The sequence below is a fragment of the Rhodococcus sp. NPDC059234 genome (assembly GCF_042754225.1).
GTDB lineage: Bacteria > Actinomycetota > Actinomycetes > Mycobacteriales > Mycobacteriaceae > Rhodococcus_G.
The window spans coordinates 45921-70965 of the sequence record NZ_JBHZAH010000004.1 but is presented as its reverse complement, the minus strand read 5'-3'; the positions used below and the strand labels follow the sequence as shown (position 1 = coordinate 70965).

General features: G+C 70.5%; 24 protein-coding genes. 13 read left to right on the top strand and 11 right to left on the bottom strand.

The genetic code is table 11. The features are described 5' to 3' along the window. Nucleotides 1-185 precede the first annotated feature (185 nt). Both ACFXGJ_RS01730 and ACFXGJ_RS01725 read left to right on the top strand, forming a co-directional pair. Nucleotides 186-1022, top strand: coding sequence for a maleylpyruvate isomerase family mycothiol-dependent enzyme (locus ACFXGJ_RS01730; RefSeq protein ID WP_378615833.1), 837 nt, complete (start codon nucleotides 186-188; stop codon nucleotides 1020-1022). Continuing rightward, on the top strand, nucleotides 1022-1660 hold the full coding sequence (locus ACFXGJ_RS01725) for a Type 1 glutamine amidotransferase-like domain-containing protein (protein ID WP_378615831.1): 639 nt from the start codon (nucleotides 1022-1024) through the stop codon (nucleotides 1658-1660). The genes ACFXGJ_RS01730 and ACFXGJ_RS01725 overlap by 1 nt, the downstream gene beginning before the upstream one ends. Nucleotides 1661-1684: 24 nt before the next feature. On the opposite strand, the gene ACFXGJ_RS01720 is transcribed toward ACFXGJ_RS01725, so the two are convergent. The 4 genes from ACFXGJ_RS01720 to ACFXGJ_RS01705 form a co-directional block, all read right to left on the bottom strand. Further along, on the bottom strand, nucleotides 1685-2011 hold the full coding sequence (locus tag ACFXGJ_RS01720) for a hypothetical protein (protein ID WP_378615829.1): 327 nt from the start codon (nucleotides 2009-2011) through the stop codon (nucleotides 1685-1687). Between the two features lie 168 nt (nucleotides 2012-2179). After that, nucleotides 2180-2497 carry a hypothetical protein gene (locus ACFXGJ_RS01715; RefSeq protein ID WP_378615827.1) on the bottom strand — a complete coding sequence of 106 codons (318 nt, stop codon included), beginning with the start codon at nucleotides 2495-2497 and terminating at the stop codon, nucleotides 2180-2182. A 203-nt stretch (nucleotides 2498-2700) separates the two neighbouring features. Continuing rightward, a complete protein-coding gene (gene fmdA, locus ACFXGJ_RS01710; protein WP_378615825.1) occupies nucleotides 2701-3954 on the bottom strand; it encodes a formamidase in 1254 nt (417 codons plus the stop codon). A gap of 50 nt (nucleotides 3955-4004) precedes the next feature. After that, a complete protein-coding gene (locus tag ACFXGJ_RS01705; RefSeq protein ID WP_378615823.1) occupies nucleotides 4005-4316 on the bottom strand; it encodes an FmdB family zinc ribbon protein in 312 nt (103 codons plus the stop codon). Nucleotides 4317-4456: 140 nt separating this feature from the next. Here ACFXGJ_RS01705 and ACFXGJ_RS01700 point away from each other — a divergent pair, with 140 nt between their 5' ends. The 7 genes from ACFXGJ_RS01700 (at nucleotide 4457) to ACFXGJ_RS01670 (ending at nucleotide 12781) form a co-directional block, all read left to right on the top strand. Then, nucleotides 4457-4915 carry a nucleoside deaminase gene (locus ACFXGJ_RS01700; protein ID WP_378615821.1) on the top strand — a complete coding sequence of 153 codons (459 nt, stop codon included), beginning with the start codon at nucleotides 4457-4459 and terminating at the stop codon, nucleotides 4913-4915. A 104-nt stretch (nucleotides 4916-5019) separates the two neighbouring features. After that, on the top strand, nucleotides 5020-6483 hold the full coding sequence (locus ACFXGJ_RS01695) for a wax ester/triacylglycerol synthase domain-containing protein (RefSeq protein WP_378615819.1): 1464 nt from the start codon (nucleotides 5020-5022) through the stop codon (nucleotides 6481-6483). A 20-nt stretch (nucleotides 6484-6503) separates the two neighbouring features. Beyond that, nucleotides 6504-8822: a glycerol-3-phosphate 1-O-acyltransferase gene (locus tag ACFXGJ_RS01690; protein ID WP_378615817.1), complete on the top strand. Its 2319-nt coding sequence runs from the start codon at nucleotides 6504-6506 to the stop codon at nucleotides 8820-8822. Next, nucleotides 8819-10252 (top strand): HAD-IB family hydrolase, encoded by a 1434-nt coding sequence (locus ACFXGJ_RS01685; RefSeq protein ID WP_378615815.1) that lies wholly within the window; start codon nucleotides 8819-8821, stop codon nucleotides 10250-10252. The genes ACFXGJ_RS01690 and ACFXGJ_RS01685 overlap by 4 nt, the downstream gene beginning before the upstream one ends. Before the next feature lie 54 nt (nucleotides 10253-10306). Beyond that, entirely contained in the window at nucleotides 10307-10942 is a 636-nt protein-coding gene (locus ACFXGJ_RS01680) for a DUF4232 domain-containing protein (RefSeq protein ID WP_378615813.1), read from the top strand. Nucleotides 10943-10968: 26 nt separating this feature from the next. Then, nucleotides 10969-11319 (top strand): iron chaperone, encoded by a 351-nt coding sequence (locus ACFXGJ_RS01675; protein WP_378615811.1) that lies wholly within the window; start codon nucleotides 10969-10971, stop codon nucleotides 11317-11319. Nucleotides 11320-11401: 82 nt separating this feature from the next. Further along, nucleotides 11402-12781, top strand: a complete 1380-nt coding sequence (locus tag ACFXGJ_RS01670) for an FAD-binding oxidoreductase (protein WP_378615809.1) — start codon at nucleotides 11402-11404, stop codon at nucleotides 12779-12781. An 18-nt stretch (nucleotides 12782-12799) separates the two neighbouring features. Here ACFXGJ_RS01670 and ACFXGJ_RS01665 read toward each other — a convergent pair whose 3' ends face one another. The 5 genes from ACFXGJ_RS01665 to ACFXGJ_RS01645 all read right to left on the bottom strand — a co-directional run bounded on the left by ACFXGJ_RS01665 (nucleotide 12800) and on the right by ACFXGJ_RS01645 (nucleotide 16305). Then, on the bottom strand, nucleotides 12800-14320 hold the full coding sequence (locus ACFXGJ_RS01665) for a hypothetical protein (RefSeq protein ID WP_378615807.1): 1521 nt from the start codon (nucleotides 14318-14320) through the stop codon (nucleotides 12800-12802). A 1-nt stretch (nucleotide 14321) separates the two neighbouring features. Then, on the bottom strand, nucleotides 14322-14717 hold the full coding sequence (locus ACFXGJ_RS01660) for a hypothetical protein (RefSeq protein WP_378615805.1): 396 nt from the start codon (nucleotides 14715-14717) through the stop codon (nucleotides 14322-14324). A gap of 44 nt (nucleotides 14718-14761) precedes the next feature. Further along, nucleotides 14762-15271, bottom strand: a complete 510-nt coding sequence (locus tag ACFXGJ_RS01655) for a DUF3558 domain-containing protein (RefSeq protein WP_378615803.1) — start codon at nucleotides 15269-15271, stop codon at nucleotides 14762-14764. Nucleotides 15272-15366: 95 nt separating this feature from the next. After that, nucleotides 15367-15639 (bottom strand): hypothetical protein, encoded by a 273-nt coding sequence (locus tag ACFXGJ_RS01650; RefSeq protein ID WP_378615801.1) that lies wholly within the window; start codon nucleotides 15637-15639, stop codon nucleotides 15367-15369. A 147-nt stretch (nucleotides 15640-15786) separates the two neighbouring features. After that, nucleotides 15787-16305, bottom strand: a complete 519-nt coding sequence (locus ACFXGJ_RS01645) for a DUF3558 domain-containing protein (protein WP_378615799.1) — start codon at nucleotides 16303-16305, stop codon at nucleotides 15787-15789. A 347-nt stretch (nucleotides 16306-16652) separates the two neighbouring features. On the opposite strand from ACFXGJ_RS01645, the gene ACFXGJ_RS01640 reads away from it, so the two are divergent. After that, on the top strand, nucleotides 16653-17711 hold the full coding sequence (locus ACFXGJ_RS01640) for a hypothetical protein (protein WP_378615797.1): 1059 nt from the start codon (nucleotides 16653-16655) through the stop codon (nucleotides 17709-17711). Between the two features lie 48 nt (nucleotides 17712-17759). Beyond that, on the top strand, nucleotides 17760-18713 hold the full coding sequence (locus ACFXGJ_RS01635; RefSeq protein WP_378615795.1) for a GTP pyrophosphokinase family protein: 954 nt from the start codon (nucleotides 17760-17762) through the stop codon (nucleotides 18711-18713). A 35-nt stretch (nucleotides 18714-18748) separates the two neighbouring features. Here ACFXGJ_RS01635 and ACFXGJ_RS01630 read toward each other — a convergent pair whose 3' ends face one another. Continuing rightward, entirely contained in the window at nucleotides 18749-19891 is a 1143-nt protein-coding gene (locus tag ACFXGJ_RS01630; RefSeq protein WP_378615793.1) for a patatin-like phospholipase family protein, read from the bottom strand. 135 nt (nucleotides 19892-20026) lie between these two features. On the opposite strand from ACFXGJ_RS01630, the gene ACFXGJ_RS01625 reads away from it, so the two are divergent. After that, nucleotides 20027-23251, top strand: a complete 3225-nt coding sequence (locus ACFXGJ_RS01625; RefSeq protein ID WP_378615791.1) for an SNF2-related protein — start codon at nucleotides 20027-20029, stop codon at nucleotides 23249-23251. 112 nt (nucleotides 23252-23363) lie between these two features. Continuing rightward, a complete protein-coding gene (locus ACFXGJ_RS01620; protein WP_378615789.1) occupies nucleotides 23364-23642 on the top strand; it encodes a GNAT family N-acetyltransferase in 279 nt (92 codons plus the stop codon). A gap of 78 nt (nucleotides 23643-23720) precedes the next feature. Here ACFXGJ_RS01620 and ACFXGJ_RS01615 read toward each other — a convergent pair whose 3' ends face one another. After that, nucleotides 23721-24977 (bottom strand): hypothetical protein, encoded by a 1257-nt coding sequence (locus ACFXGJ_RS01615; RefSeq protein ID WP_378615787.1) that lies wholly within the window; start codon nucleotides 24975-24977, stop codon nucleotides 23721-23723. Nucleotides 24978-25045 lie beyond the last annotated feature (68 nt).

Here is a 25045-nt window from a genome sequence, read left to right as displayed (position 1 = left end):
AGATCCAGAGCAGGATCTCGGCGGCGACGCGGCGTGCTGGCTGGACCGGGTGTGCCCGGACTGCGGCGCGTTCCTCCCGGACGGCCTCGACCACGGCTGCCCGCGATGCGCACCGCCTGCCGGGTCCGAACACGCCCGCACCGATAGCCCGGACGTCCGGACCCTCCGGCCCTAGAGTTGGCCCGATGAGCGACGCGAGAGAGCCGACGCTGGTCGACAAGGCACCGCTGACCGCGGCGCTGGTCGAGGAATGGGACAAGATCGGGTTCGTGCTCGACGGCCTGTCGCCGGAGCAGTGGTCGGAGCCGACGCCGCTCCCCGGCTGGTCCGTCCACGACGTCGTGTCCCATCTCATCGGCACCGAATCGCTGCTGGGCGGCGTCGAACCGCCGATCGCCGAGGATGCCGTGCAGCCCGCCGCTCACGTGCACAACCCGATCGGGGCGTACAACGAACGCTGGGTGATCGGCCTGCGCGACCGCACCCCGACCGAGATGCTCGCCGCGTTCCGCGAGATCACGATGGCGCGGGCTGAGGCGCTCGACGCGATGACGCAGGACGACTTCGACGCGCCGGCGATGACGCCGGTCGGTCCCGACAGCTACGGCCGCTTCATGCGGACCCGGCTCTTCGACTGCTGGTTCCACGAGCACGACATCCGCGACGCGGTCGACCTGCCCGGCGACGAGGGCGGACCGCGCGGCGAGTACGCGCTCGCCGAGATCCTCGCCGGACTCGGGTTCGCGGTCGGGAAGAAGGGTCGCGCGCCGCAGGGGTCGTCGGTGACCTTCGACCTCTCCGGACCGCTCGCCCGCCGGATCCACGTGTCGGTCGACGGTCGTGCGGCCGTCGTGCCGGCGCTGGACGGGCCGGCGACCGCGACGTTGGGCATGGACTCGCGCCTGTTCACCCGGCTGTGCGGCGGTCGGGTGAACCCGGCCGAGCATCTCGACGAGATCGACTTCGGTGGCGACGAGGAGCTCGGTCGGCGGGTGGCGACCAACCTCCCGTTCACCATCTGATGCGGCTGTTCCTGTCCTCCTACCGCTTCGGCGCCGATCCCGGCCGACTGCTGGAGCTGGTCGGCGAGCCGGGGCGGGCCGCGGTGATCGCGAACGCGGCCGACGCGTGGGGCAGCGCTCGCGACTCGGCGGTGGTCTCGGACCTGGTGCCGCTGCGCCGGCTGGGGTTCGAGCCGGAGGAACTCGACCTGCGCGAGTTCGTCGGTCGCCCCGATGCGCTGCGCACCGCCCTGTCGCGGGTGACGTTGGCGTGGGTGCGCGGCGGCAACACGTTCGTGCTGCGGGCCCAGTTCGCGCGCAGCGGCGCGGACGCCCTGCTCACCGAACTGCTGCGCGCCGACGCCCTGGTCTACGCGGGGTACAGCGCGGGCGCGTGCGTGATGTCGCCGAGCCTGCGGGGGCTCGAACTACTGGACGATCCGGCGGAGGTCGAGCCGACGTGCGGGGTTCCGGTGGTGTGGGACGGGCTCGGGCTCGTCGACCACGCGATCGTCCCGCACTACCGCTCACCGGGGTACGACCCGGCGGAGGCGGCGCTCATCGAGGAGGTCGCGGACAACTACCGGCGGTCGGGGACTCCGTTGCGGACGCTGACCGACGACGAGGCGATCGTCGTCGGTCGCGGCCAGGTCGGGTAGCTGCGGAGTCGGAGCGGGTCGGCGCTAGCCGATCCCGACGATGTGCTGCCGCGGCCGGACCACGGGCAGCAGGGAGGCGCGCCGCGCCGCCTTGAGGCGACGGCGGGAGACCTCGTCGGCACCGCCGAGCAGCGCGTCGACGAGCAGTTCGGGATCCCGATGCCAAGCGCCGAGGACGGAGACGAGGGCGTCGTCGGAGAACAGGCCGCTTTCGGACAACGCGACCATCCACTCGTCGGTATCGCCGCGGCGGACCCGGTCGATGGCGTGGACGTCGATCTCTCCGCCCTCGTACTCGTAGGACAGAACGGCGTTGACCAGGTCGTATGTCGGGGATCCTAGAGCTCTCATCGTGGCGGTCCCTCCGTCGGATGCGACTTCGCGTACTGCTGTAACACTGTGGCGCTCTCGAGCGATTGGGGACACGCTATCCCCGAATCGCTGCCATTGCGAGGGTGCCGCGCCACGATCCGGTAACAGAGTTACCACTGTGACGGATGTGACGAATGAGGATCCGCGTCAGCCGAGCGCCGAGGCGGTGGGCACCGTCTCCGCGTGGCGGCCCCGCGACCCCTTGAACCGCCGGCGACTGACCTCGTCCGCACCGTCGAGCAGCGCATCGACGAGCAGTTCGGGGTCGAACCGCCACGCCCGCTCGACCTCGGCAACGATCCGCTCGGAGAGCATTCCGGACGTCGAGATGGACAGCACCCAGTCGTCGAGGAACCCGGCGCGGATGTCGTCGATGGCCCCCGCGTCGACGGTGTCGAGATCCTCGAACTCGTACGCGAGGATGGCCCGAACCATGTCGTCGACGCCGCTGGACAGATGGCTCATCTCGTCACTCCTTCACAACTGCTCCCGCCCTCCATCCGGAGAACGTTTCGCTCGACCTGTAACGCTGGCACGCCGTCGAGCGATAAGGGGCAATCTATCCGCTGAACGGGGAAGTTTGTATAGCTACGAAATAAACACTTCGTTAACGAAGGCGCTCGTGGCACCCGTGCGAGCGACTTGACACTGTAAGGTGCGTCACTCTCCTACCCCGCCGCGCGCGGTGCCCCCATGCCGGGGTCGATCCGCACCGGACCGGCCGCGGACGGGGTGACGTCGAAGTCGAAGATCGCCGTCGGCAAGTACACCGTCGCGCACGAGTTCGGGATGTCCACCACACCCGACAGGCGCCCCTCGATCGGCGCCGCTCCGAGCAACAGGTACGCCTGCTCCGGGCTGTAGCCGAACTTCGTCAGGTAGTCGATGGCGTGCAGGCAGGCCCGCTGGTAGGCCAGGTGCGAGTCGAGGTACCGCTGCTCCCCGTCCAGGGTCACCGACGTTCCCGAGAAGGCCAGCCACTGCGAGTACTGCGGATCGGTGTTGCCCGGCATGAAGACGGCATTCTCCGAGACGCCGTAGGTCTCCATGCCGCCCTTGATCAGGTCCACCCGCAGATCGATGAATCCGCCCATCTCGATCGCCCCGCAGAAGGTGATCTCGCCGTCGCCCTGCGAGAAGTGCAGATCCCCCACCGACAGGTGACCGCCGTCGACGAACACCGGGTAGAACACGCGAGAGCCCTTGGTCAGGTTCTTGATGTCCTGGTTGCCGCCGTTCTCGCGGGGTGGGGCGGTGCGGGCGGCCTCGGTGGCGACCCGGTCGAACTCCGCCCCGCTGAGCGTGCCGAGGATCGCGTCGCGCGGTTCCGGCGGCAGCGCCAGCGCGGGCACCCGGTCCGGGTCGGTGGCGATCAACGCGCCCTCGCGAGCGTTCCACCGCGACAACAACTCCGCCGACGGGGCGGTGCCCATCAGACCCGGGTGCACGATGCCGGTGAAGCTCACGTGCGGCACGTGCCGGGACGTCGCGGTCTGGCCGGAGAAGTCCCAGATCGCCTTGTACGCGTCGGGGAACTGGTCGGTGAGGAAGCCACCCGCGGTGGACTTGGAGAAGATGCCGGTGTAGCCCCAGCCCTGGCCGGCGAGCGGACCCGAATCCTCTTGTGGGATGGGCCCGATGTCGAGGATGTCCACGATCAGAAGGTCGCCGGGCTCGGCGCCCTCGATCGCGAACGGACCCGACAGGGTGTGCACGGTGGTCAGCGGGGCGTGCAGGATGTCGTCGGCCGAGTCGTCGTTGTGGATGGCGCCGTCGAACCACTCGCGACAGTGCACCCGGAACTCGTCGCCGGGCTTGACGGTGACTGCGGCCGGGATGTCCGGGTGCCAGCGGTTGTGCCCGACCTTCTCCTGGTCGGTGAACTTCTTCGACGAATCCAACGGGAACAGCAGCTCGGGCACGCGAGTCTCCTTCTCGAACGTGGACTTTCGGGTCGAGGCGACGGCCGGATCTACGGGCGCGGCAACCCGCGGTGCAGCGGGTTCGCGGTGATCGGTGTCGGGTTGCGGGCGACGCCGGGACGGGGGCCGGTGACCACGACCGGTTCGCTGGCGGACCGTTTCGTCGCGTCGAGCAGGCACATCGCGGTGGTGGCCCCGTGCGCGAGCCGGGGGCCGGTGATCTGTCGGTGCGCGCCGCTCGCGCAGGTCGGGCAGTCGGCCGCGTCGGGAACGCCGGCCATCGGGAAGGTCCGGTCGAAGGGGCCGCAGGTGGCGCACCGGAACTGGTAGAGGGGAATGACGACATCCTTTCGCCGGGGCAAGGATCGAAGTCCCTCAGACGCTAACCGACAAGCGGCGGCCGTGCGCGGCGACCACACATACCGGACACGAATCCTCCCCTCGCACAGCCGCACTCGCACCGGCCGTTGACATTGGAGATCGGGTCGGCCGAAGGTGGGTCATGGACACCACGACCTCCCCCGACCTGCTCCTCGAGACCGCGCTCGCCGAGGCGCTGGCCGGACGCGCGGAGGGCGGCATCCCCGTGGGCGCCGCGCTGTTCGCCGCCGACGGCACCCTGCTCGGACGCGGCCGGAACCGGCGCGTGCAGGACGACGACCCGTCGATGCACGCCGAGACGGCGGCCTTCCGTGCGGCGGGCCGCCAGCGCGACTACCGCTCGACGATCATGGTCACCACCCTCTCGCCGTGCCTGTACTGCAGCGGCCTGGTCCGCCAGTTCAACATCGGCGCGCTCGTGGTCGGCGACGCCGTGACGTTCGGCGGCGGGCACGCCTGGCTCGCCCACCACGGGGTCGCGGTGACGGTCCTCGACGACCCGCGCTGCATCGAGATGATGGCCCGCTTCATCGCCGAGCAACCGGAGCTGTGGAACGAGGACATCGGCGTCGCCGAGTAGCCGCGCCGACACCCGCGTCCCGAAAGCGTGACGCGTCCGCCCGGTCGGGTACAGACTGAGGTCGACGACCGCGGACAGGACTCAACCACCGAGGGAGTGCGACCATGGCCGATGGCGATCCGCTGATTCCACCGAGCGCGGTCGACGTCGACCTCTCCGCCGTCGCGGCCGGCTGGGATCGCACCATGTCCGACTTCGAGACCGGCATGTGGCGGATGGAGGAGGCGCAGCCGCAGCTGCGGACCCCGATCGTCGCGGTCGACGTCCTGGACCGCTCACCCGACTGGGACCGACTGGTCAAGGCGCACGAGTGGGCGTCGCACATCGTGCCCCGGATCCGGATGCGGGCGGTGGAGCCGGCGTTCGGCCTCGGCAACCCGGTGTGGTCGGTGGACCCCGAGTTCGACCTCGACTACCACCTGCGCCGGGTCCGACTGCCCGAGCCCGCCGACTTCGACCACGCGCTGCGGATGTGCCGGCACCTGGCCACCGAACCGTTCGACAAGGCCCGGCCGCCCTGGACGGCGATGCTCATCGAGGGCCTGCCCGACGGCCGCGCGGTCTACGTCGTCAAGACCCACCACAGCATGACCGACGGGATGGGCGGTATCGGGTTGATGACCCTGCTGCACAGTCGCCGCGCCGAGCCCACCCCCGACAAGCCGGACCGCCTGCCCGCTCCCCCGGAGCACCTGTCCACCATCACGGCCATGCGCCAGGACGTGGTCTCGGAGATCCAGAAGACGCCCGGCCGCATCGGCGACCTCGTGGGCGGCGCCGTCCGGGCGGCCGTCGCGACCGTCACCAACCCGGTCGGCGCCGCGACCGAGGTAGTGGGGTACGCGAATTCACTGCGCCGCATCGTCACGCCGCCGCCCGCGACCGGCTCGCCGCTGCTGCGCAACCGCGGACTCGGCCGGTGGTTCGGGGTGCTCGAGGTCGGGCTGCCGGAGCTCAAGTCGGCGGCCCACGACGCCCACGGATCGGTCAACGACGCGTACGTCGCGGCCCTGCTCGGCGGCTTTGCCCGCTACCACGACAAGCTCGGCGTGCAGGTCGGGCAGGTCCCGATGGGGATGCCGGTGAACATGCGCCGCGCCTCGGATCCGTCCGGTGGCAACCGGTTCGCGGCCGTGCGCTTCGCCGGACCCGCGACCGAGGCGGACCCGGTGAAGCGGATCGCACAGGTGCGCGCGATCGTCCTCGGACTGCGCGAGGAACCCGCGCTCGACGCGCTCGATCTCGCCGCCCCGCTGCTGTCCCGGCTGCCCACCTCGCTGCTGGCGAACTGGTACCTCTCCCAGTCCACCGGCCTGGACCTGCAGGCCAGCAACGTCGCCGGGGTCCCGGTCCCGGTGTACCTGGCGGGCGCACGGATCGAGCGGATGTTCCCGTTCGGCCCGGCGCCGGGCTGCGCGGTGATGGCGACGCTGGTCTCGCACGCCGGCACCTGCTGCATCGGGGTCAATCTCGACACGGCCGCGGTCACCAAACCCGCGCTCTTCATGGACTGTCTGCAGGAGAGCCTCGACGAGATCGTGGCACTGGGACGAGAGGAAGGGGCGTAGGTCATGAGAGGAGCAGGGCAATGACTGCGCACATGGAACGGCCGCGGGTCTATCTCACCGAGTCGATGACCGAGACCGAGTCGGGTGTGCTGCGCACCTGGCTCCGCATGCAGAAGGACCCGACCGGCGGGGCCCCGACGACCGTCGTCATCACCGACCAGAGCCTGAGCGACCTGACCCGGCGCGAGGACGACCCACTGCTCACGCCCGTGCGTGTGGTGTGGCTGCCGCGGTCGCCGGAGGAGTCGAACTCGCACAGGCTGCGCGAGGCGCTGTCCCCGCGGGACCCGTTGCATCCCGGCCGCGGTGCGCAGCGGCGGACGCTGCGCAGCACCCCGGAGCGCTGCCGGGTGGTCCAGGGCGAACCTGCACCGCTGAGCGACCTCGAGCGCCGGCTCGCCGACTCCGGCGGCGGGTCCCTCCCGGAGTTCATCCGTCGGCAGGCGGCACTGGCGTTGGAGCGCGCCGAACGCGGACTACTCGGCTCGCAGTACAAGGTGTCGCGGTTCGTGGTGGACGAGATCACCGACACCACCCGCTTTCACGCCGGCGTCCGCGAGCTCGCCGAGCGACTGGACGTCAGCGTCGCCGAGGTCGACAAGCGGTCCCGCGAGGCACTCGCCGAGCTGGTCGCGACGCAGAGCCGCCGGGCCGTCGCACTGTGGGATCGGTTGGGGCGCTACTTCTCCCGCGCGTACCGCCTGGACGTGGACACCTCGCGCTTCGAGGAGCTGCGCGAGCTGAACCGGCAGCACTCGTTGGTGTTCCTGCCCAGTCACCGCTCCTACCTCGACCCGCTGGTGCTGCGGCCCGCGCTGGTCGGGGGCGGCCTGCCGCTCAACCACGTGATGGGCGGGCTCAACGTCAGCTTCTGGCCGATCGGTCCGATCAGCAAGCGCAGCGGCACGGTCTTCATCCGCCGCAAGTTCGGCGACGACGAGGTCTACAAGTGGACCCTGCGCGAATACATGCGGTACCTGCTGACCAAGCGGTTCAACCTCGAGTGGTACATCGAGGGCGGACGCAGCCGCACCGGCAAGCTCCGGCCGCCGCGCTTCGGCCTGCTCACCTACCTGGCCAAGGCCTTCCAGTCCTCGGTGGCCTCCGACGTCTACCTGGTGCCGGTGTCGCTGACCTACGACCAGCTCTACGAGGTCAGCGCGATGGCCGACGAGGCGCACGGCGCGGCCAAGCAGCGGGAGAGCCTGCGCTGGCTGTTCGGCTACGTCCGCGCCCAGGGGCGGCGCACCGGCGTCGCGCACGTCACCATCGGACGCCCCCTCTCGCTCGCGGAATCGCTGAGTCAGGAGGAGGACTCGCGCCTGGCGATCCAGAAGACGGCGTTCGAGGTCTGCCACCGCATCAACGAGGTGACCCCGGTGACGGCCTCCTCGCTGGTGATGCTGGCCTTCCTCGGCATCGAGGACCGCGCGCTGACGATCCCCGAGCTGACCTTCATGCTCACGCCACTGGTCGCGTACATCAGCGCGCGCGAGCTGCCGACCGCGGGTGACGTGGACCTGACCAACCCGCAGGTGATCCGCCAGGCGCTGCGCACGCACCTCGATTCGGGAGTGCTGCGCTGCGACGGCGAGGGCGACGACCGGGTGTTCTACCTCGGCAAGGATCAGCACCTCGTCGCCGCGTTCTACCGAAACACGACCATTCACTTCCTCGTGGTTCGCGCGATCGCGGAACTGGTGCTGCAGGCCGCGGTCGACGGGCGCTTCGCCGACCCGATCGTCGACGGGTGGGCCGAGGCCAAACGCATCCGGGACCTGCTCAAGTTCGAGTTCTTCTTCAGTGACCGCGACACCTTCGAGCGGGAGATGCGCACCGAGCTCGACCTGATCGACCCGCGGTGGGAGCTCGACCTCGGCGAACCCCAGAACACCCAGAAGGTGCTCACGGGGGCGAAACCGTACCTGGCGCACCGTGTCCTGCTGCCGTTCCTGGAGGCGTACGCGGTCGTGGCCGACCACCTCGTCGACACCCCGGTGGCGGCGAAGTTCGACGAGAAGGTCTTCGTCACCGAGTGCCTGTCCCTGGCCAGGAGGCGTCGGCTGCGCCAGCAGATCGCCAGCAGCGAGTCGATCTCCGGCGAGCTGTTCGCCACCGCGCTCAGGCTGGCCCGCAACCGCGGGCTGATGACGCCGGCCGAGGGGGAGAGCGCGGCCGACCTCACGGCGCGCCGACTGGCATTCGCGGAGGAGATCAACACCCTCGTCGGACGGGTCCGGCACATCCGCGCCCTCGCCCACGCCCGCCTGAACCAGCTGCAGGAGCACGGCCACCTTCCCCACGAGCCCGGCTACCTGACCGAGGACCCGGACCGGTGAGCGCCCTCGGGGACCTGCACCGGGCGATCGCGGCGGCACCACCCGGGCCCGGCACACTGGCCGCGTTCGATCTCGACGGCACCCTGATCGCCGGCTACTCGGCGAGCGTGGTGTACCGGGACCGGTTGCGCCGCTTCGACATCAGCCTCGAGGAGCTGCTGCGCACCACCGGCGCGGCGATCGACACCCAGTTCCGCGGCGCCGACGTCGACGGACTGATGCAGATCGCGGTGCAGGCATTGGCCGGTCGCCAGGACGACGAACTGCGAGAGTGGGGACAGCGGCTGTTCGTCCAGGAGATCGCGGGGATGATCTACGCCGAGGCCCGCGGCCTGCTCGCCGCGCACCGGCGGGCCGGGCACACCGTGGTGATGGCCACCTCCGCCACGCCCTACCAGGCGCAGTACGTCGCCGCGGACCTCGAGATCACCGACGTGCTGTGCAGCGAGCCGGAGGTCGTGGACGGGATGCTGACCGGTGCACTCGCCACCCCACCGCTGTGGGGCCCGGAGAAGGCGAAGGCGCTGGCCGCGTACGCGGAGGCCCGCGGGGCGGACCTGGCCGACGCGTTCGCCTATTCCAATGGCGCCGAGGACGTTCCGATGCTCGAGTCGGTCGGGCGGCCGGTCGCCCTGAACCCCGACCGCGGCCTGACCCGGGTGGCCAGGGAACGGGGCTGGTCGAGGGTGACGCTGAGCAAGCCGCAGCGCGGGGCGACACCGCTGTCGACGGCGCGCACCGCCGCCGCGATCGGGGCGCTGATGACCACCGCCGCGGTCGGGGCGTCCGCCGGTCTGCTCACCCGCAACCGTCAGATGGCGGCGAACCTGGTCGGCACCTTCGGCCCGGACGTGGCGCTGACCATCTGCGGGATCACCCTGCGGATCACCGGGAGGGAGAACGCCTGGAGCGAGCGGCCAGCGGTGTTCATGTTCAACCACCAGTCGTCGCTGGACATGCTGGTGATCGGCAGCGTGATCCGCCGCGACGTGACCGGGGTGGCGAAGAAGGAGGCCTCGCACGACCCGCGGTTCGTCCCGGTCGGGGCGCTGCTGGACGTCGCGTACATCGACCGGTCGGACACCACCAAGGCGAAGGCGGCGCTCGCGCCTGCGGTGGACAAGCTGCTCTCGGGCATCTCGATCGCGATCGCGCCGGAGGGCACCCGCTCCCCCACCCCGCGGCTGGGCAGGTTCAAGAAGGGCGGCTTCCACCTGGCCATCCAGGCGGGGGTGCCTATCGTGCCGATCGTCATCCACGACGCCGGCGAGCTGATGTGGCGCAATTCGCTTGTCGCGCACCCGGGGACGGTGCACGTGGAGGTGCTCCCGCCGGTGTCGACCGAGGGGTGGACCGTCGAGAACCTGGACGAACACGTGGGCGAGGTGCGGGCGATGTTCGAGGCCTGCCTGCACGCCGGGCACCGCTGAGCGGAGGGTAGGTTCGACTCGACGGTCGGGCAGCCGAGAGAGGACGGTGCGGCGATGCGCACTCGGGAATCCGCAGCGGTGCTCACCGCGGCGCTCGCACTCGCCCTGGCGGGCTGCAGTTCCGGCACCTCGAACGACACGGCGGCGGTCACGGCGGCGCCGCCCGCGGGGTCCGAGACCGCTCCCGCGGGCACCGGCGGTGGACCGACCGGCAGCGCCGGGCCCGGCGAGAGCACCGCGCCCACCTCGACCGATCACCCCGCTGTCGATCCGAACGCGTGCACCGCAGCGGAGCTGCGGTTGACCGCCGGCCAGTCCGAGGGCGCGGCCGGGTCGGTGATGATCCCGCTGGTGTTCGCCAACACCGGCGGTCGCACGTGCACCCTGGACGGCTTCCCGGGGGTCTCCTACGTGACCGGGGAGGGCGGCACCCAGGTCGGTGCCCCGGCGACCCGCGCCGGTTCCGGCACCGGGCCGGTGCCGGTGGCGCCCGGAGCGAGCGCGACCGCGAACGTGCGGGCCGTGCAGGTACTGAACTACCCGTCCCAGCAGTGCGTGCCCGGCGCCGTCGGCGGGCTGCGGGTGTACCCGCCGAATGCGTACGACTCGCTGTACCTGCCGCACAGCGGGACCGGCTGCACCCAGCCCGGTGTGCATCAGCTCGAGGTGACGGCGGTGGTCCCGGGCTGAGCGCCCGCGTCGACGAGAGGTGGCCCGTGGCAGAGAAATTCGCGACCGTGGACGAGTACATCGCGTCCTTCCCCGACGGCGTGCGCGCGATCCTCGAGGAGATCCGCGCGCGACTCCACCGGATCGTCCCCGGGTCGGGCGAGCGGATCAGCTACGACATCCCCACCGTCACCCTGGGCGGCAAGTCGTTGGTGTACTTCGCGGGGTGGAAGCACCACGTCAGCGTGTACCCGCTGCCCGCGGGCGGCCCGGAGTTCGAGCGGGACTTGGCGCCGTACAGGTCGGGTCCGGGGACGGCCAAGTTCCCGCTGGGCAAGCCGATTCCGTACGAGCTGATCGAGCGGATCGCCGCCCTGCTGGCGCAGCAGCGCGGGTGACCGTACGCCGCCCGCTCGCCGGCGCCTCCCGGCCACCGGATGGACCGCTGGCGCGCCCGGACCCAGGCGGCATGATGGAGTCATGACGACGGTTGATCCCGCTGCGCTCGACGACCTGGCCGCGATCCTCCCCGACGGCGCCCTGGTCACCGACCCGGACCTGACGGCCGGCTACCGCCAGGACTGGGCCGCCGACCCGAACGCGGGTACCCCGCTGGCGGTGGTCCGCGCGACCTGCACCGAGGACGTGCAGGCGGTGATGCGCTGGGCCACCACGCACCGCGTTCCCGTGGTCCCGCGCGGCGCCGGGTCGGGACTGTCCGGCGGCTCGTCCGCGGTGGACGGCGGCATCGTGCTCACCACCGAGAAGATGCGGGCCATCACCGTCGACCCGGTCACCCGCGTCGCGGTGGTCCAGCCCGGACTGCTCAACGCGGAGGTCAAGGCCGCCGCCGCCGATCACGGACTCTGGTACCCGCCGGATCCGTCGTCGTTCGAGATCTGCTCGATCGGCGGCAACGCGGCGACCAACGCCGGCGGACTGTGCTGCGTGAAGTACGGCGTCACCACCGACTACGTGCTGGGCCTGCAGGTGGTGCTGGCCGACGGCACCGCGGTGCAACTCGGCGGACCGCGACTCAAGGACGTCGCGGGACTGTCGCTGACCAAGCTGTTCGTCGGCAGCGAGGGCACCCTCGGCATCATCACCGAGGTCACGCTGCGGCTGATCCCCGCGCAGTCGCCTGCGTCGACCCTCGTCGCGTCGTTCGAGTCGGTGCAGGACGCCGCGGACGCGGTCCTCGCGATCACCCGCACGATGCGACCGGCGATGCTCGAGTTCATGGACCACGCCAGCATCAACGCGGTCGAGGACTCGGTGCGGATGGGCCTGGACCGCAACGCTCGGGCGCTGCTGCTCGCCCAGTCCGACGCGCCGGGCGCCGCCGCCGCGCACGAGATCGCGACGATGGTGGCGGCCTGCGAAAGTCACGGCGCGACAGAGGTGTTCGCCACCGACGATCCTGAGGAGGGCGAGGCGTTCACCGCGGCGCGGCGGGCCGTGTTCCCGGCGGTGCAGGCGCTGGGCAGCCTGCTGCTCGAGGACGTCGGGGTGCCGATGGACGCGCTCCCCCGGCTGATCACCGGTGTCGAGGCCATCGCCGAGGACTGCGACGTGCTGATCTGCGTGGTCGCACACGCCGGGGACGGCAACACCCACCCGCTCATCGTGTTCGACTCCTCCGATCCCGACGAGGTGGATCGGGCGCAGCTGGCGTTCGGCCGCGTGATGAACCTGGCCGTCGGGCTGGGCGGGACGATCACCGGCGAGCACGGCGTCGGTCGGCTCAAGCGGGACTGGCTGCCGAACCAGCTGGGCGAGGACGTGATGGAGCTGACCCGCCGGATCAAGACGGCGCTGGACCCGGACGGGATCCTCAATCCCGGCGCGATCCTGAAGTAGCCGCGATCCTGAAACGGCTCAGGCGCCGAGCACCGGCGGCGCGACCTTCGGCAGGGTGCCGACGATCTCGTTGCCGTTGTCGACGTTGATCAGGTAGCCGGGCGTCTTGTGCTCGGTGTCCTCGTCACCGCGGCCGCGGGCCCCGGCGCCGGGCATCATGCCGGCACCGGGCGCGCCCGCCTTTCCCGCCGCCGCGGTCCCCGTCGAGGCACCGGACCCGGCCGACGCGGGAGAGCCCGCGATCCCGCCGACGAGTCCGCCCGGGACCCTGCCGCCGAGGCCGGCCGACCCCGCCCCTCCGCCGCCGAGGCCGGCCACCGACCGCGCGCCGCGGCCGGACCCGGCGCCTGCGCGTGTGCCTGCGCGTGTGCCTGCGCCCGCGCCGGCGCCGCCGTGCGATCCCGAGTGCGTGCCCGCGGTCGGTCCGGCACCCGGCCCGTGGCCGCCCGCGAGTCCCGCTCCGGATCCCGCACCGTCGGATGCGGGTGCGGATGCGGGCCTGGTCGAGCCGGACGACGGATCGCTCTGGGCGAGGCTCGAATTCGGGCTCGAGGCGGACTGCACGGTGGTGGCGTCGCCGCCACCGAGCGGGTTGTTGCCGGTGCCCGCCGTCGTCGCGTCGTCGGGGGCGCCCGGAGTGGTTGTCGCCCCGAGCCGGTGGTCGCCCTGGTTCGCGATTTGCGGCCAGGCGCCGCCGGAAGAGCCGGGCGGGCCGGACACTGGCCCAGCCCCTGCGCCGCCACCCGCGCCCGGCTGCGGGACCGGCGACGGGTCGATGCCGTTGACGACGTTCAACGGGGTCGGCAGCACCGGCACGTTGGTGTCGGCCTGCCGCATCACCGGCGTGTAGACGGTCTTCATCACCTGGATGGCCTGCTGGTGCGCCTCGTCCCGCCCGTGCAGCAGGGCCTTGATCAGGCCGGCCGGCGGGAGGGCCACCTCGAGGGCGGCCCCGAGCACCGAACCCTGCTCGACGGGCGGCACCGTCGCCTTGACCTGCGCGATGCCGGTCGCGGCCTCGGCGACCTTGCTGCCGATCAGTTTGCCCGCGACCGCCAGGTTCTTCGACGCCTCGCTGTACTTCGCGGTGGCCTCGTTCGCCTTGTCGGCACCGATGCCCTCCCAGCCGGCGCCGATCAGGGTCGAGATGTCGCGCCGGAAGCCGGTGAGCGCCTGCTCGAGCGAGTCCCCGATCCGGGTCCAGCCAAGAGCGCTCGCGCGGATCGGTCCGACCGCCATCTCGTCGACCGCGGCCTTGATCTCGGCGTGCGACATCGAGTCGAAGCTCTCCGGAGCGGTGATCGCCGGCGGGTCGTATGCGCCGCCGAATCGCCCGCGCAGGTCCGACTGCGTGCCGTGGATGTCGGAGCGCTCGGCGTTGCCCGCCTCCTGTTCGTCGCGGACGCGGCTGCGCTCGTTGAGGTCGTAGCCCGACACGATGTCGACGATCTTGTTGCCGGGGTGGTGCGCGAGTTCGCCGATGTCGGTGGCGAACTCGCCGAGGCGGTCCTTCAGGTCGTCGAGACTCGGAATTCCCATGTCAGTTCCCCCTGTCGGTCAGACCTGCGCCGGACGATTCGATCCCCCGTGTGGCCGCGGTGTCGGCAGCCCCGTACCTGGCCTCGATTTCGTCGAACACGCGCTGCATTTGTTCAACGGTTGTGATGTGGTCCGCGATTGCCTGGTCGAGCGAGTAGTCGCCGCCAGCGGCCTTCTTCTCGAATTTGGACGTGAGGGTGACGCCGGATGGGAGCAGAGTGCCGAATCCGTTCACGCTCGACAGACCTCTCGCGAGAATCTTGATCTGCTCCAGCTCTGTCGAGAGCTCAGAGCAACGCTGTGCGCAGCAATTGGCCGTTTCTCGGTCCACGGAGAGGTGACCCGTCGCCGCATCCGTGGCGAGAGAGTCCCATTGCGGTTTCTCATTGCCTGCCATTCGCTCCCCATTCACGGACGACGAACTCATCCCAGGCAACACGGTCATCGCGGGACATACGACTCCAACTGGCGCGCCGTTCGGAGGGCGATCGCGCACCGATCCTCCGGCGACGGGTCCGCCGTGTGCAGATTGGCCCGGACGAGTACCGCGCCGCCTCCACTGCGGACTGCGACATCGCAGCTTTCACGTCTGTGATCGGATACCTCTTGGTACGACACAGCGTCGCGATTTCCAACTTGCTGAGGCTGAAAGTTGGTATTCCGCGGGTTGGAGCGGACTTCCTCGAAGGTGTGGACGGTTGCGAAGACCTCCATCGTGTATCCGGTTCCGTCCCACCGGCAGATGTTCCAGCCCGGCTGCTTGACCCCGACAATGTCTCGCGATTCCGTTGCCGGATCCACCCCGGTCGCCCGCAACGCCTCGTCGGGAATGTCGTCGCACGGACTGAACGTCGGCTCCCCCGCCGAGACGCCCGCGGCATCAGCCTCGCCATCCACCGACCCCAAACCGCAGCCCGCCAACAGCAAGGCAGCGCCGACCGCACCGACCACGACCCTCCCGCGCACCCGACGCCCCCTCACAAGATTCGGATGATTCACTCAGACAGACGCAGCGAGGTCCTGACCGGTTCCGCCGGCACACGGGTTTATCCCGACAACGGGGCGCCAGCGGCGGTGATCCCCCTCTTTCCCAACTCCTCTGCCGACGAGTACTTCCCCTCGATCTGCTCGAAGACGTTCTGCATCTGCTGGACGACTTCGATGTGGTCAGCAATTGCGCGGTCCAGCGGGTAGTCGCCGCCGGTTGCCTTCTTTTCGAACTTGGTTGCGAGCGCGATTCCACTTCGCAGTCGGGAACCGAATCCCTCGACCTTTGCAAGCTCTCGCGCACGATCGCGCAGGCCATTCAATTCAGCCACCAGCTCACCGCAACGGACTGCACACCCCGCTGCCACCTCGGGAGCAAGATACAGCTGACCCGCATCAACGCTGGATCCGACTGATGCCCAATTCGTTTCCTTACCTTCGGAAATAGCCCCGCACCTTTCTCTCGATCGACCTGAGGATCACTCGGGTATCACGGGCAGGAGTGTTCGAGCAGTTTGCACGGCGACGTCACACGGCTCCTGAGCATCTCTTGGCTTAGTCAGCACGTGGAACCCGACCGAAACCAGCACAGCTCCGCCGCCGGACTCGACGGCTACGTCGCAGTTCTCACGGCTCGAGTCCGCGACATCCCGATACTGGACGCCCACTCGCCCGCCGAGAACGACGTCGGCGAACTCCTCGTTCTTACTGTTCGACCGAACATCCTGAAGCTTGTAGTTGGTTGCGAAGACGCTCACCGAATACCGCTGTCCACTCCAACCACAAATGTTCCAGCCTGGTTGTTTGACCCCGAGAATGTCGCGCGATTGGGTCGCGGGATCCACACCGATCGCAGTCACCGCATCATCAGGAATGTCGTCACACGGGCTGAACACCGGCTCCCCCGCCGCCCCGGCCGCATCGGCCTTGCCATCCGTCTCCCCCGATCCGCACCCGGCCAACAGCAGGCCGGCGCCGACGACCCCGATCACGAGCATCCCCCGCACCCGACACCCCCTCGAGATTCCAGACCGATCCACCTAAACAGACGCAGCGCCCGCCCGCGCCGTTCCCGACGTTTCGATGCCACTGCACGCTCGCGACGCAGCCAATCACGTCAGCGGGAAACGAAATCACCCCGCCACCTGCACGTTCACCGGGATCACGCGGCCCTCCAGCCTCACCGGCAACACCCGCCACACCCCGCCCGAGTTCGACTCGCCACACCGACGCCGACCGTCCGCGCCGCCTCCGGCAATCTGTCCGAGGTCCGCGCTAGCGTTGTCTTGTCGGCACGTCAAGCAGATCGGCGGTCGGCACGTGACGCGAGACATGAGGGGGAATCATGGCCGGGTTCGAAGGGTTCGACACCAGCGTCGAGCGCGCCTGGACCGAGTTCCAGGTGCGGCTTGCCGACATCATCGCCGCCATGCGCGAGGACGACCTGCTCGCGCTGGAGCTGGGCGAGGAGTCGTCGGTCGAGGGTTTCGTGCCGTGCGTGCAGTTCCTGGCCTGGGGAGCCGGCGAGGTGCGCTGCGAGGTGCCGTCGAACGCCTACCTCGACCCGCGACATCGACTGTCGGCCGTGGACGAGGACCGGCTGGTCGAGCTGGGCTGGCACCGGCCGACCCGTCAGCCCGACGACGAGCCGGACGCCGGGTCGCCCGCGTTCTTCGTCGACAAGCCGGCGAACTGGGCCGACCAGCTCGCCGCGATGGCGGTCACGGTGTTCCGCGAGACGTGGAGCGTGCCGCACCCGAGCTTCCTGCGGATCGAGGCGGTCGGCACCATCGAGGCGATGGCGATCGAACCGGTCGGCCTCGACGACGAGGACGTGTTCGAGCTGGATCTGAGCGCGGCGGTGGTGCCGCGCGACGAGGAACACCTCTACGAGCTCGTCGCGCTGACCCTGGCGCGACTGTTCGACGAGCCGCCCGGCGACGACGGCCACAGCGACTTCCTGCTCGCGCTCGGGCGGGTGGTCGGGTTCGTCGGCCCGCACCTCGACGGCGGCGAGGTACAGGTGCGGGTGCCGCTGGTCTGCGACGTCAGCGACCGGACCCGGGCGAGCGAATTGATCTCCGACCTGAACCGCCGCTGGCCGCACCTGAAGTTCACGCTGTCCACCGACCGGGTGGAGGCGTGGGCGTCGGTGCTCGCGAATCCGTATGTCCCGCAGCACCTGATCGACATGCTCGAGCAGCTCTTCGCGTTCGCTCGGACCGTCGACGACGCGTTCGCGGACCGGTTCGGCGGGCGCCTCGAGGGCGTCCCCGAGCCGGACCCGGCGCCGATGGAGGTCGACCATGGCGAGCTGACCACCCCGCCGACGACGAAACCGGTACGACAGATGGAACTGTTCACCGACCCCGGCGAGCAGACCCTCTTCGACGAGCCGAACTGACCCACCCCCGCTCACCCGCACCGAGCGGGGAGCACGGACAAGGAACACATGCGCACCCGGAAGAAGCCCGACAATGTCGAGACGCTGGTCAACGAGCTCTACGACCTGCACGAACGCGCGTGGGCCGCAGCGCTGGTCACCGCGCAGACGTTCCTCGAGACGCTCGCCGACGACGTGCTCGAGGACCTCGACCGCGACCGGCTGAATGCCAGGACGGCGCGGATCAAGGATCGTCAGCGCACCACCGACAAGATCCGCCGCCAGGTCGCCGAGGGAAAGATCAAGCGCCCCACCACACCCGACGACATCGCGGAGTCGCTGCACGACCTGATCGGCATCAAGGTGCTGTGCAAGACGCCGCGGGACCTCGCCGCGTTCACCGTGAAACTGAACGAGGCCTGCACCTCGCCGGCCTGCTCGGTGCGCCTCGCGGTGCCCCCCAACGACTACGTCACCCACCCGAAGGACAGCGGCTACCGGGCGTACCACGCGATCCTGCTGGTCAAGGTCGCCACCCACGAGGGCGACCTGGGCGTCAAGGTCGAGGTGCAGGTGAAGACGCTGCTGCAGGACGCGTGGGGCGAGCTCACCCACGAGGACATGTACAAGCCCGGTAAGGCCTTGAAACCCAACAAGTTTCACCAGGACGTGGCCCGGCAGATGGCCGAGCTCCTGGACAACGTGGACACCATGGCGGACCTGCTCGCGGCCGAACTCGACCGGCAGACCGCGCAACTCGACGCCGGCCCGGACGGCACGCCGGCGAACGGGTCGGACGAGCCGACGGTCTACGCGCGGATCACCCGCACCGGGCCGCGGTACGCCCTCGCCGTCGGCGCGGACGGCAGGCAGGGCCTGATCCCCGCGCGTTCGGTCCGCCGGATCGTCGGGTCGAGCGCCCGGATCAACGTCAACGACTACCTCGAGGTCGGCGACACCGTCGACGTCCGGGTCGAGGAGACCGACACCGCGCTGTACTACCACCCGGTCGCGATCGGCTGACTCGGTGAACGCAGCGAAGCCGGAATAGAGCGTTCCTAACCCGATTCGACCAGGTCGACGGCGCGCCCCAGCTCCGCCGCCCGCCGGGTGAAGGCGGGGTCGAAGAACAGGAAGCTGAGCAGATCGCCCCGGTCCGCCGCCTCGCCCCCGATCAGCCGAGCCAGCGCCCACAGCGACGGGTCCCGCCCGCATCGCAGGCCCTCGAACTCGTCGCGGAAGACCTCGTCCGCGAGCGCGGCGATGTCGCCGGCCCGGTCCGGGGACGGGCCGGCGAAGGTGAAGCCGATCCGGTAGGGCTTCCTCGGGTACGGGTGCGCACGTGTGTTGCGGCGTTCGATCGCATGCAGATCCTCGATCATGCGGTCGGCGAGCATGGCGCGCAGGGCGAGCGCCGCGGCCCCGAACACGTCCGGTTTCCCGGTGTGGGTGAGCTGGTCGGACGGCAGCCCGGTCGGCCAGGTCCGGGGGTGCGTCGCGACGACGCCCAACCGGTCCGCACCGAAGGCGATCGCGGGCTTGAGAGGCGTGTTCAGCAGCAACCCGCCGTCGACGTACCAGCCGGACCAGTCCGACGGCTCGCTGACGTGCACTGGGCGGAAGAGCCCCGGCACGGCGGCGGACGCGCGCACGTGGTCGACCCCGAGTTCGGTCTCCACGTAGGTGATGTTGCGGTGTGAGTCGTGCGGCGGGAGGGGCACGGACGGATGCTTCTCCACGAACACGACCGTCCCGCGCGTCGCCACGGACGTCGCGGCCACCGCGACGGCGTCGACCCGTCCCGCGGCGATGTTCTCGTGCAGCATGTCCCACGGCAGCCGGGCCGACAGCGTCTCCCGCAACCGCTCGGTGTCGAGCAGGCTCGGCAGCCGCACCGGCAGTCCGGCGAGTTGCCCCAGGTAGCGCAGCCCGCTGCCGACGACGCTGTTCACCGGTTCGACGACGTCGTCCAGCTCGATCGAACCCCACATGCCGACGACGTTCTCGGCCGCCGCAGGGAGTCCCCGGTCTGAGAATCCGCCCAGCCCGACCACGTTCAGGGCGCCCGCGCTGGTGCCGACCAGGATCGACGGCGGGGTGCCGTCCTCGGCCATCCGTTCCAGCAGCGACGCCATCGCCCCGGCCTCGAACGCGCCCCGCGCGCCCGCTCCCGCCACGACCAGCCCGATCCGTTCAGCCACGACCCGCCCCCATCGACGTACGCGTGCTTCTCCTCGGGCGACGTTACTCCCCACCGGCTCGACGACAAGGGACGCGAACAGACGTTCGCCGAGCACGCGACCTGCACCGTCGCCGCCACCGGCTACCGTCGACGCATGCCGTTCCCCTCCGACCACGACCACACCCTCTCCACCCTGGTGCGGGCGGTCGGGCAGACCACCTACGACCGCGGCGTGCGCTACGCCCGCGCCGGGTCGGTGCTCGAGCTGGACTGGATCGCCGCCGAGCGCCGCGCGGTGGGCCTGGTGGACGGCACCGAGTTGTACCGCACCAGCGTGTCGTTCGCCCCGCACACCGACCGGCTCGAGTTCACCCGCGGCGAGTGCAGCTGCCCGGTCCGGCTCAACTGCAAGCACGCGGTCGCGGTGACGGTCGCGCTCCTCGACCAGTCGGACACCGCCGAACCGGCTCCCCCGTCCTGGGAGGACCTGCTCGGTGCGGCGCTCGGCGGCACAGACCGGCCCGCCGGGACGGTCCCGCTCGCGGTGCAGCTCACCCTCACCCCCGGCCCCCGCTCGCAGTTCTGGCGGCTGAGCGCCCGGCTGGCCCGGCCCGGCCGGTCCGGCTGGGCCAACGCGAACATGACGTGGTCGGGCCTGCCGCACATGACCGACGTGCTGCCCGCGCACCGCGACGTGCTGTCCGAGCTGCACGCCACGCACCAGGCCGCCGGGCGCGCCCGGCGCACCTACGGGTCCGGCGAGAAGGACCTCGACCTCACCACCGTCAGCAGCCCGCGGCTGTGGACGCTGCTCGACGAGGCCGCCGACGCGGGCGTCGAACTGCTCTACGGCCGCAAGGGCATGGGCGCCCTCCCCACCCCCGCGGCCGCCGAACTCTGCGTGGACGTCGACCAGTCCCGCGGCGACCTCGAGGTCACCCCCACCGTGCGCACCGACGACTCCGAACAGCCGGTGACCGTGCTCGGCTTCCTCGGCGAGGAGGCGCACGGGGTGCTCTACCTGCGCCCCGGCGACCCGCGCGGCGCCAACCCCGCGGAGTGGCCGTTCCGGATCGCCCGGCTGTCCGGGACGGCGCCGCGGGCGATGCAGGAACTGGTGGTCGGCAACGCCTCGATCGTCGTGCCGGCGCGGGACGTGGACCGCTTCTCCGCCGAGTACTACCCGCGGCTGCAGCGGTCCGCGACGGTCCGCTCGACCGACGGGTCGTTCACCGCGCCGACCATCGAGGGCCCGACGCTGCTGCTGCACGTCGCGTACGCGGCCGGGCACCGGGTCGCGCTGCACTGGCGGTATCGGTACGCCGTCGGCGGCGCCGAGCGGGCGGTGGAGCTGCGCGCGGGCGACGAGTCCTTCCGCGACGCCGGCCGCGAACGCGCCCTGCTCGCCGGACTCGACCTGCCGCTGGAGAAGTACCGGCTGCTCGGGCCCGGCGGGACGCTGCTGGCGCGGGTGCACCTCGACGGGCTCGACACCGCGCGGGTCACCACCGAGCTGCTGCCGCTGCTGGACGCGCGCGGCGACGTCGAGGTCCGGGTCAAGGGCACCGCCGCCGACTACCGGGACGCCGGCGAGAGCGTGCAGATCGGGGTCGGCACCGAGGCCACCGACGACGGCGACTGGTTCGACCTGTCGATCACCGTCCGCGTCGAGGACGCCCCGGTGCCGTTCCGGGACGTGTTCGCCGCGCTCACCGCGGGCCAGTCGCACCTGCTGCTGCCGGACGGGGCGTACCTGTCGCTGGACCGACCGGAGCTGCAGCGGCTGCGCGAGCTCATCACCGAGGCCCGTGACCTGCACGAGCAGGAGCCGGACCGGTTGCGGCTGAGCCGGTTCCAGGCCGGGATGTGGGAGGAGCTGGCCGCGCTCGGGGTGGTCGAGCGGCAGGCCGCCCGGTGGCGCGAGCAGGTGCAGGGGCTGCTGGACGTGACGACGGCGTCGACGCTCGACGCGCCGGCGTCGCTGCGGGCGACGCTGCGGCCGTACCAGCTCGACGGCTTCCGCTGGCTGGCGTTCCTGTGGACCAACGGGCTCGGCGGCATCCTCGCCGACGACATGGGCCTCGGCAAGACGGTGCAGTCGCTGGCGCTGATCTGCCATGCGCGCCAGCAGAACCCGGCCGACCCGCCGGTGCTGATCGTGGCGCCGACGTCGGTGGTCGCGAACTGGGCGGCGGAGGCGGCGCGGTTCGCCCCGCACCTGAATGTGGTCGCGGTGTCCGAGACCGGCACCAAACGCGGTGCGGCGCTGGCGGAGTCGATCGACGGCGCGGACGTGGTGGTCACCTCGTACACCCTCGCCCGGCTCGACGACGAGGAGTACGCGGCGCACCGGTGGTCGATGCTGCTGCTCGACGAGGCGCAGTTCGTGAAGAACCACCGGTCCAAGGCGTACCAGTGCATGCGGCGGATCGAGGCTCCGACGAAGGTCGCGATCACCGGCACGCCGATGGAGAACAACCTGATGGAGCTGTGGTCGCTGCTGTCGATCGCCGCGCCGGGCCTGTTCCCGAACCCCACGAAGTTCGGCGAGTTCTACCGCAAGCCGATCGAGACCGGCGGCGACACCGAGCTGCTCGCGCGGCTGCGGCGGCGGATCAAGCCGCTGATCCTGCGTCGCACCAAGGAGCAGGTGGCCTCGGACCTGCCCGCGAAGCAGGAGCAGGTGCTCGAGGTGGAGCTGACGCCGCGGCACCGTCAGCTCTACGACACCCAGATGCAACGCGAGCGGCAGAAGATCCTCGGCCTCGTCGAGGACGTGGACGCCAACCGGTTCACCATCCTGCAGTCGCTGACCCTGCTGCGCCGGCTGTGCCTGGACGCGGCGCTGGTCGACGAGGCGCACGCGTCGGTCGGGTCGGCGAAGATCGACGCGCTGCTCGAGCAGCTGGCGGACGTGATCGACGGCGGCCACCGGGCGCTGGTGTTCAGCCAGTTCACCGGCTTCCTCGACCGGGTCCGGACGCGGCTGGACGCCGAGGGCGTCGGATACACCTACCTCGACGGGCGCACCCGGGACCGCGCGAAGGTGTTGGGCGAGTTCAAGACCGGGGACGCTCCGGTGTTCCTGATCAGCCTCAAGGCGGGCGGGTTCGGCCTGAACCTCACCGAGGCCGACTACTGCTTCCTGCTCGACCCGTGGTGGAACCCGGCGTCCGAGGCGCAGGCGGTGGACCGCACCCACCGGATCGGGCAGACCCGCAACGTCATGGTGTACCGGCTGATCGCCAAGGACACCATCGAGGAGAAGGTGCTCGCGCTGCAGGCCCGCAAGTCGGAACTGTTCACGTCCGTGGTGGACGAGGGCGGGGCGTTCAACGCGGGGCTCTCGGCCGAGGACATCCGGGAGTTGCTGGGCTGACCGTCGGCCCGCCGGAATACGCGGGCACGGCAGGGCGGTTGACCCCTGCAGTGCCCCGCGTACGCCCTCTGGGTAGCGTGCGAGGCAACCACCGACGAAGGGATCCGTGACCGTGACGAACCGCATCGAGCACAAGCCGGAGCAGAGCACGTTCGAGATCTACGTCGACGACGTCCTCGCCGGCCACGCCGACTACACCGAGGTCGGCGGCGTGCGGAACTTCGACCACACGGTCACCAGCCCCGACTTTCGCGGCCAGGGCATCGCGGGCAAGGTCGTGACGGCCGCGCTCGACGCCACCCGGGCTGACGGGCTGAAGATCATCGCGGGGTGCTCGTACGTGGAGAAGTTCGTCGCGCAGAACGCGGAGTACCAGGACCTCGTCGCCTAGTGCCCCGCGTCCACACGGCGCGCTGACCGACGACGCCGGTGGCCCACGACACGGGGCCACCGGCTCGATGGTGGAAGGTCAGATATTCTGGTCGGCCTGATCGAGGATCAGGTACTGAGCAGAGATCTGCTGGTCGACGTCCTTCTTGTCGTCCAGACCGGAGGCCTCGCCGACGTAGCGGCCGTTGACCACCGTGCAGTAGATCTCGGTGCCGCGCACCGTGTCCTTGGTGACGCACTTCGCGTCCGGCAGCCCCTGCGGGGAGGGCGCCGCGGCGAAGCCTTGCGCGGCGAGATCTTTCGCGAACTCGTCGGCGATCGTGCGGGCACCGGCGCCGTCCGAGGCCCGGTAGACGGTGGTCTTGGCCACGGCGCTGTGGTCGGCCCCGGTCTCGGTGAGGACCCGGTAGGTCAGCGGCGGGTTCGTCGACTTGTGCGACATGCCGCGCGGGCCGTAGACGGCCATGTCGTCGCCGAGCTTCGCCTGCTTGTCCTTCTCGGGGACCGCGTAGATCAGGATCTTGTCCTGGTCGACCTTCGGGAACTCGGCGGACTTGCCGCCGTTCTGCTCCTTGGTCGGCTGCGCCGGGAACTTGTCGATCAGCGGGCCCTGCAGGCTGACGGCCTTCGCGACCGCCTTCGCGGTCCAGTCCTTCTGGCCGACCGGCGCCTGCGCCCAGGTGTAGAGCAGGTAGTCGCCGTGCGGGGTCAGTGCGTTCACCGAGACGGTCCGGCCCGCACTGGAATTCGTCTCGCGGGTCGAGACGAGGGTGTTCGGCAGCACGTCGACGGTCTGGGCGGTCGCGATCCCGGCGCCGTCGTCGACGGTGGTGAGCTCGGTCTGGATCGCGCGGGCGACCTTGGCGGCGATCTCCGGGTTGCCGAACCGCAGCACCGCGTTGACCACCGACCGGGACGGGTCGGTGACGTTCGGGGTGTTCGTGGCGGCGGTGGAGACATAGCCGTAGAGCATTTGGTTCTCGTGGGCGATGTCGCCGGCCTTGCCGCCGATGACGACACCGAGGTTCTTGCCGCTGCGCATCACCATCGTCGGCATCTTCCCGGCGATCAGCTCGGGGTCGATCTCGAACGGCGCGACGGTGAACTCGGCGAGTCGCTGTCCCTCCACCTCGATGATGTTCTCGGAAGTGGCGACTCCGAATTCGGGGGCCGGACTGGTCGGGTAACTGCCGGTGTCCAGTGCGGCGGCGTCGACGGTCGGGGCAGCGGCGCCGCCGGAACCGGCCTTCGGCTCGCTGTCGGTGCCGCCGCAGCCGGCGACCAGCACGCCCGCGCACAGCACGGCCGCGGCCCGCGGAATCCATTTCCTCGACATCGCATTCGTCCGCATCACATTCGTCCCACGCACTTCGGTGGTCCTTTCGTCGCTCCCGCGCCGCGCTC

Bases quoted from the DNA above. Each gene is read 5' to 3' on its own strand.
- ACFXGJ_RS01730 (WP_378615833.1), top strand. From the start codon at position 186: ATGAGCGACGCGAGAGAGCCGACGCTGGTCGACAAGGCACCGCTGACC.
- ACFXGJ_RS01725 (WP_378615831.1), top strand. From the start codon at position 1,022: ATGCGGCTGTTCCTGTCCTCCTACCGCTTCGGCGCCGATCCCGGCCGA.
- ACFXGJ_RS01720 (WP_378615829.1), bottom strand. From the start codon at position 2,011: ATGAGAGCTCTAGGATCCCCGACATACGACCTGGTCAACGCCGTTCTG.
- ACFXGJ_RS01715 (WP_378615827.1), bottom strand. From the start codon at position 2,497: ATGAGCCATCTGTCCAGCGGCGTCGACGACATGGTTCGGGCCATCCTC.
- ACFXGJ_RS01700 (WP_378615821.1), top strand. From the start codon at position 4,457: ATGGACACCACGACCTCCCCCGACCTGCTCCTCGAGACCGCGCTCGCC.
- ACFXGJ_RS01695 (WP_378615819.1), top strand. From the start codon at position 5,020: ATGGCCGATGGCGATCCGCTGATTCCACCGAGCGCGGTCGACGTCGAC.
- ACFXGJ_RS01690 (WP_378615817.1), top strand. From the start codon at position 6,504: ATGACTGCGCACATGGAACGGCCGCGGGTCTATCTCACCGAGTCGATG.
- ACFXGJ_RS01680 (WP_378615813.1), top strand. From the start codon at position 10,307: ATGCGCACTCGGGAATCCGCAGCGGTGCTCACCGCGGCGCTCGCACTC.
- ACFXGJ_RS01670 (WP_378615809.1), top strand. From the start codon at position 11,402: ATGACGACGGTTGATCCCGCTGCGCTCGACGACCTGGCCGCGATCCTC.
- ACFXGJ_RS01665 (WP_378615807.1), bottom strand. From the start codon at position 14,320: ATGGGAATTCCGAGTCTCGACGACCTGAAGGACCGCCTCGGCGAGTTC.
- ACFXGJ_RS01660 (WP_378615805.1), bottom strand. From the start codon at position 14,717: ATGGCAGGCAATGAGAAACCGCAATGGGACTCTCTCGCCACGGATGCG.
- ACFXGJ_RS01645 (WP_378615799.1), bottom strand. From the start codon at position 16,305: ATGCTCGTGATCGGGGTCGTCGGCGCCGGCCTGCTGTTGGCCGGGTGC.
- ACFXGJ_RS01640 (WP_378615797.1), top strand. From the start codon at position 16,653: ATGGCCGGGTTCGAAGGGTTCGACACCAGCGTCGAGCGCGCCTGGACC.
- ACFXGJ_RS01635 (WP_378615795.1), top strand. From the start codon at position 17,760: ATGCGCACCCGGAAGAAGCCCGACAATGTCGAGACGCTGGTCAACGAG.
- ACFXGJ_RS01625 (WP_378615791.1), top strand. From the start codon at position 20,027: ATGCCGTTCCCCTCCGACCACGACCACACCCTCTCCACCCTGGTGCGG.
- ACFXGJ_RS01615 (WP_378615787.1), bottom strand. From the start codon at position 24,977: ATGTCGAGGAAATGGATTCCGCGGGCCGCGGCCGTGCTGTGCGCGGGC.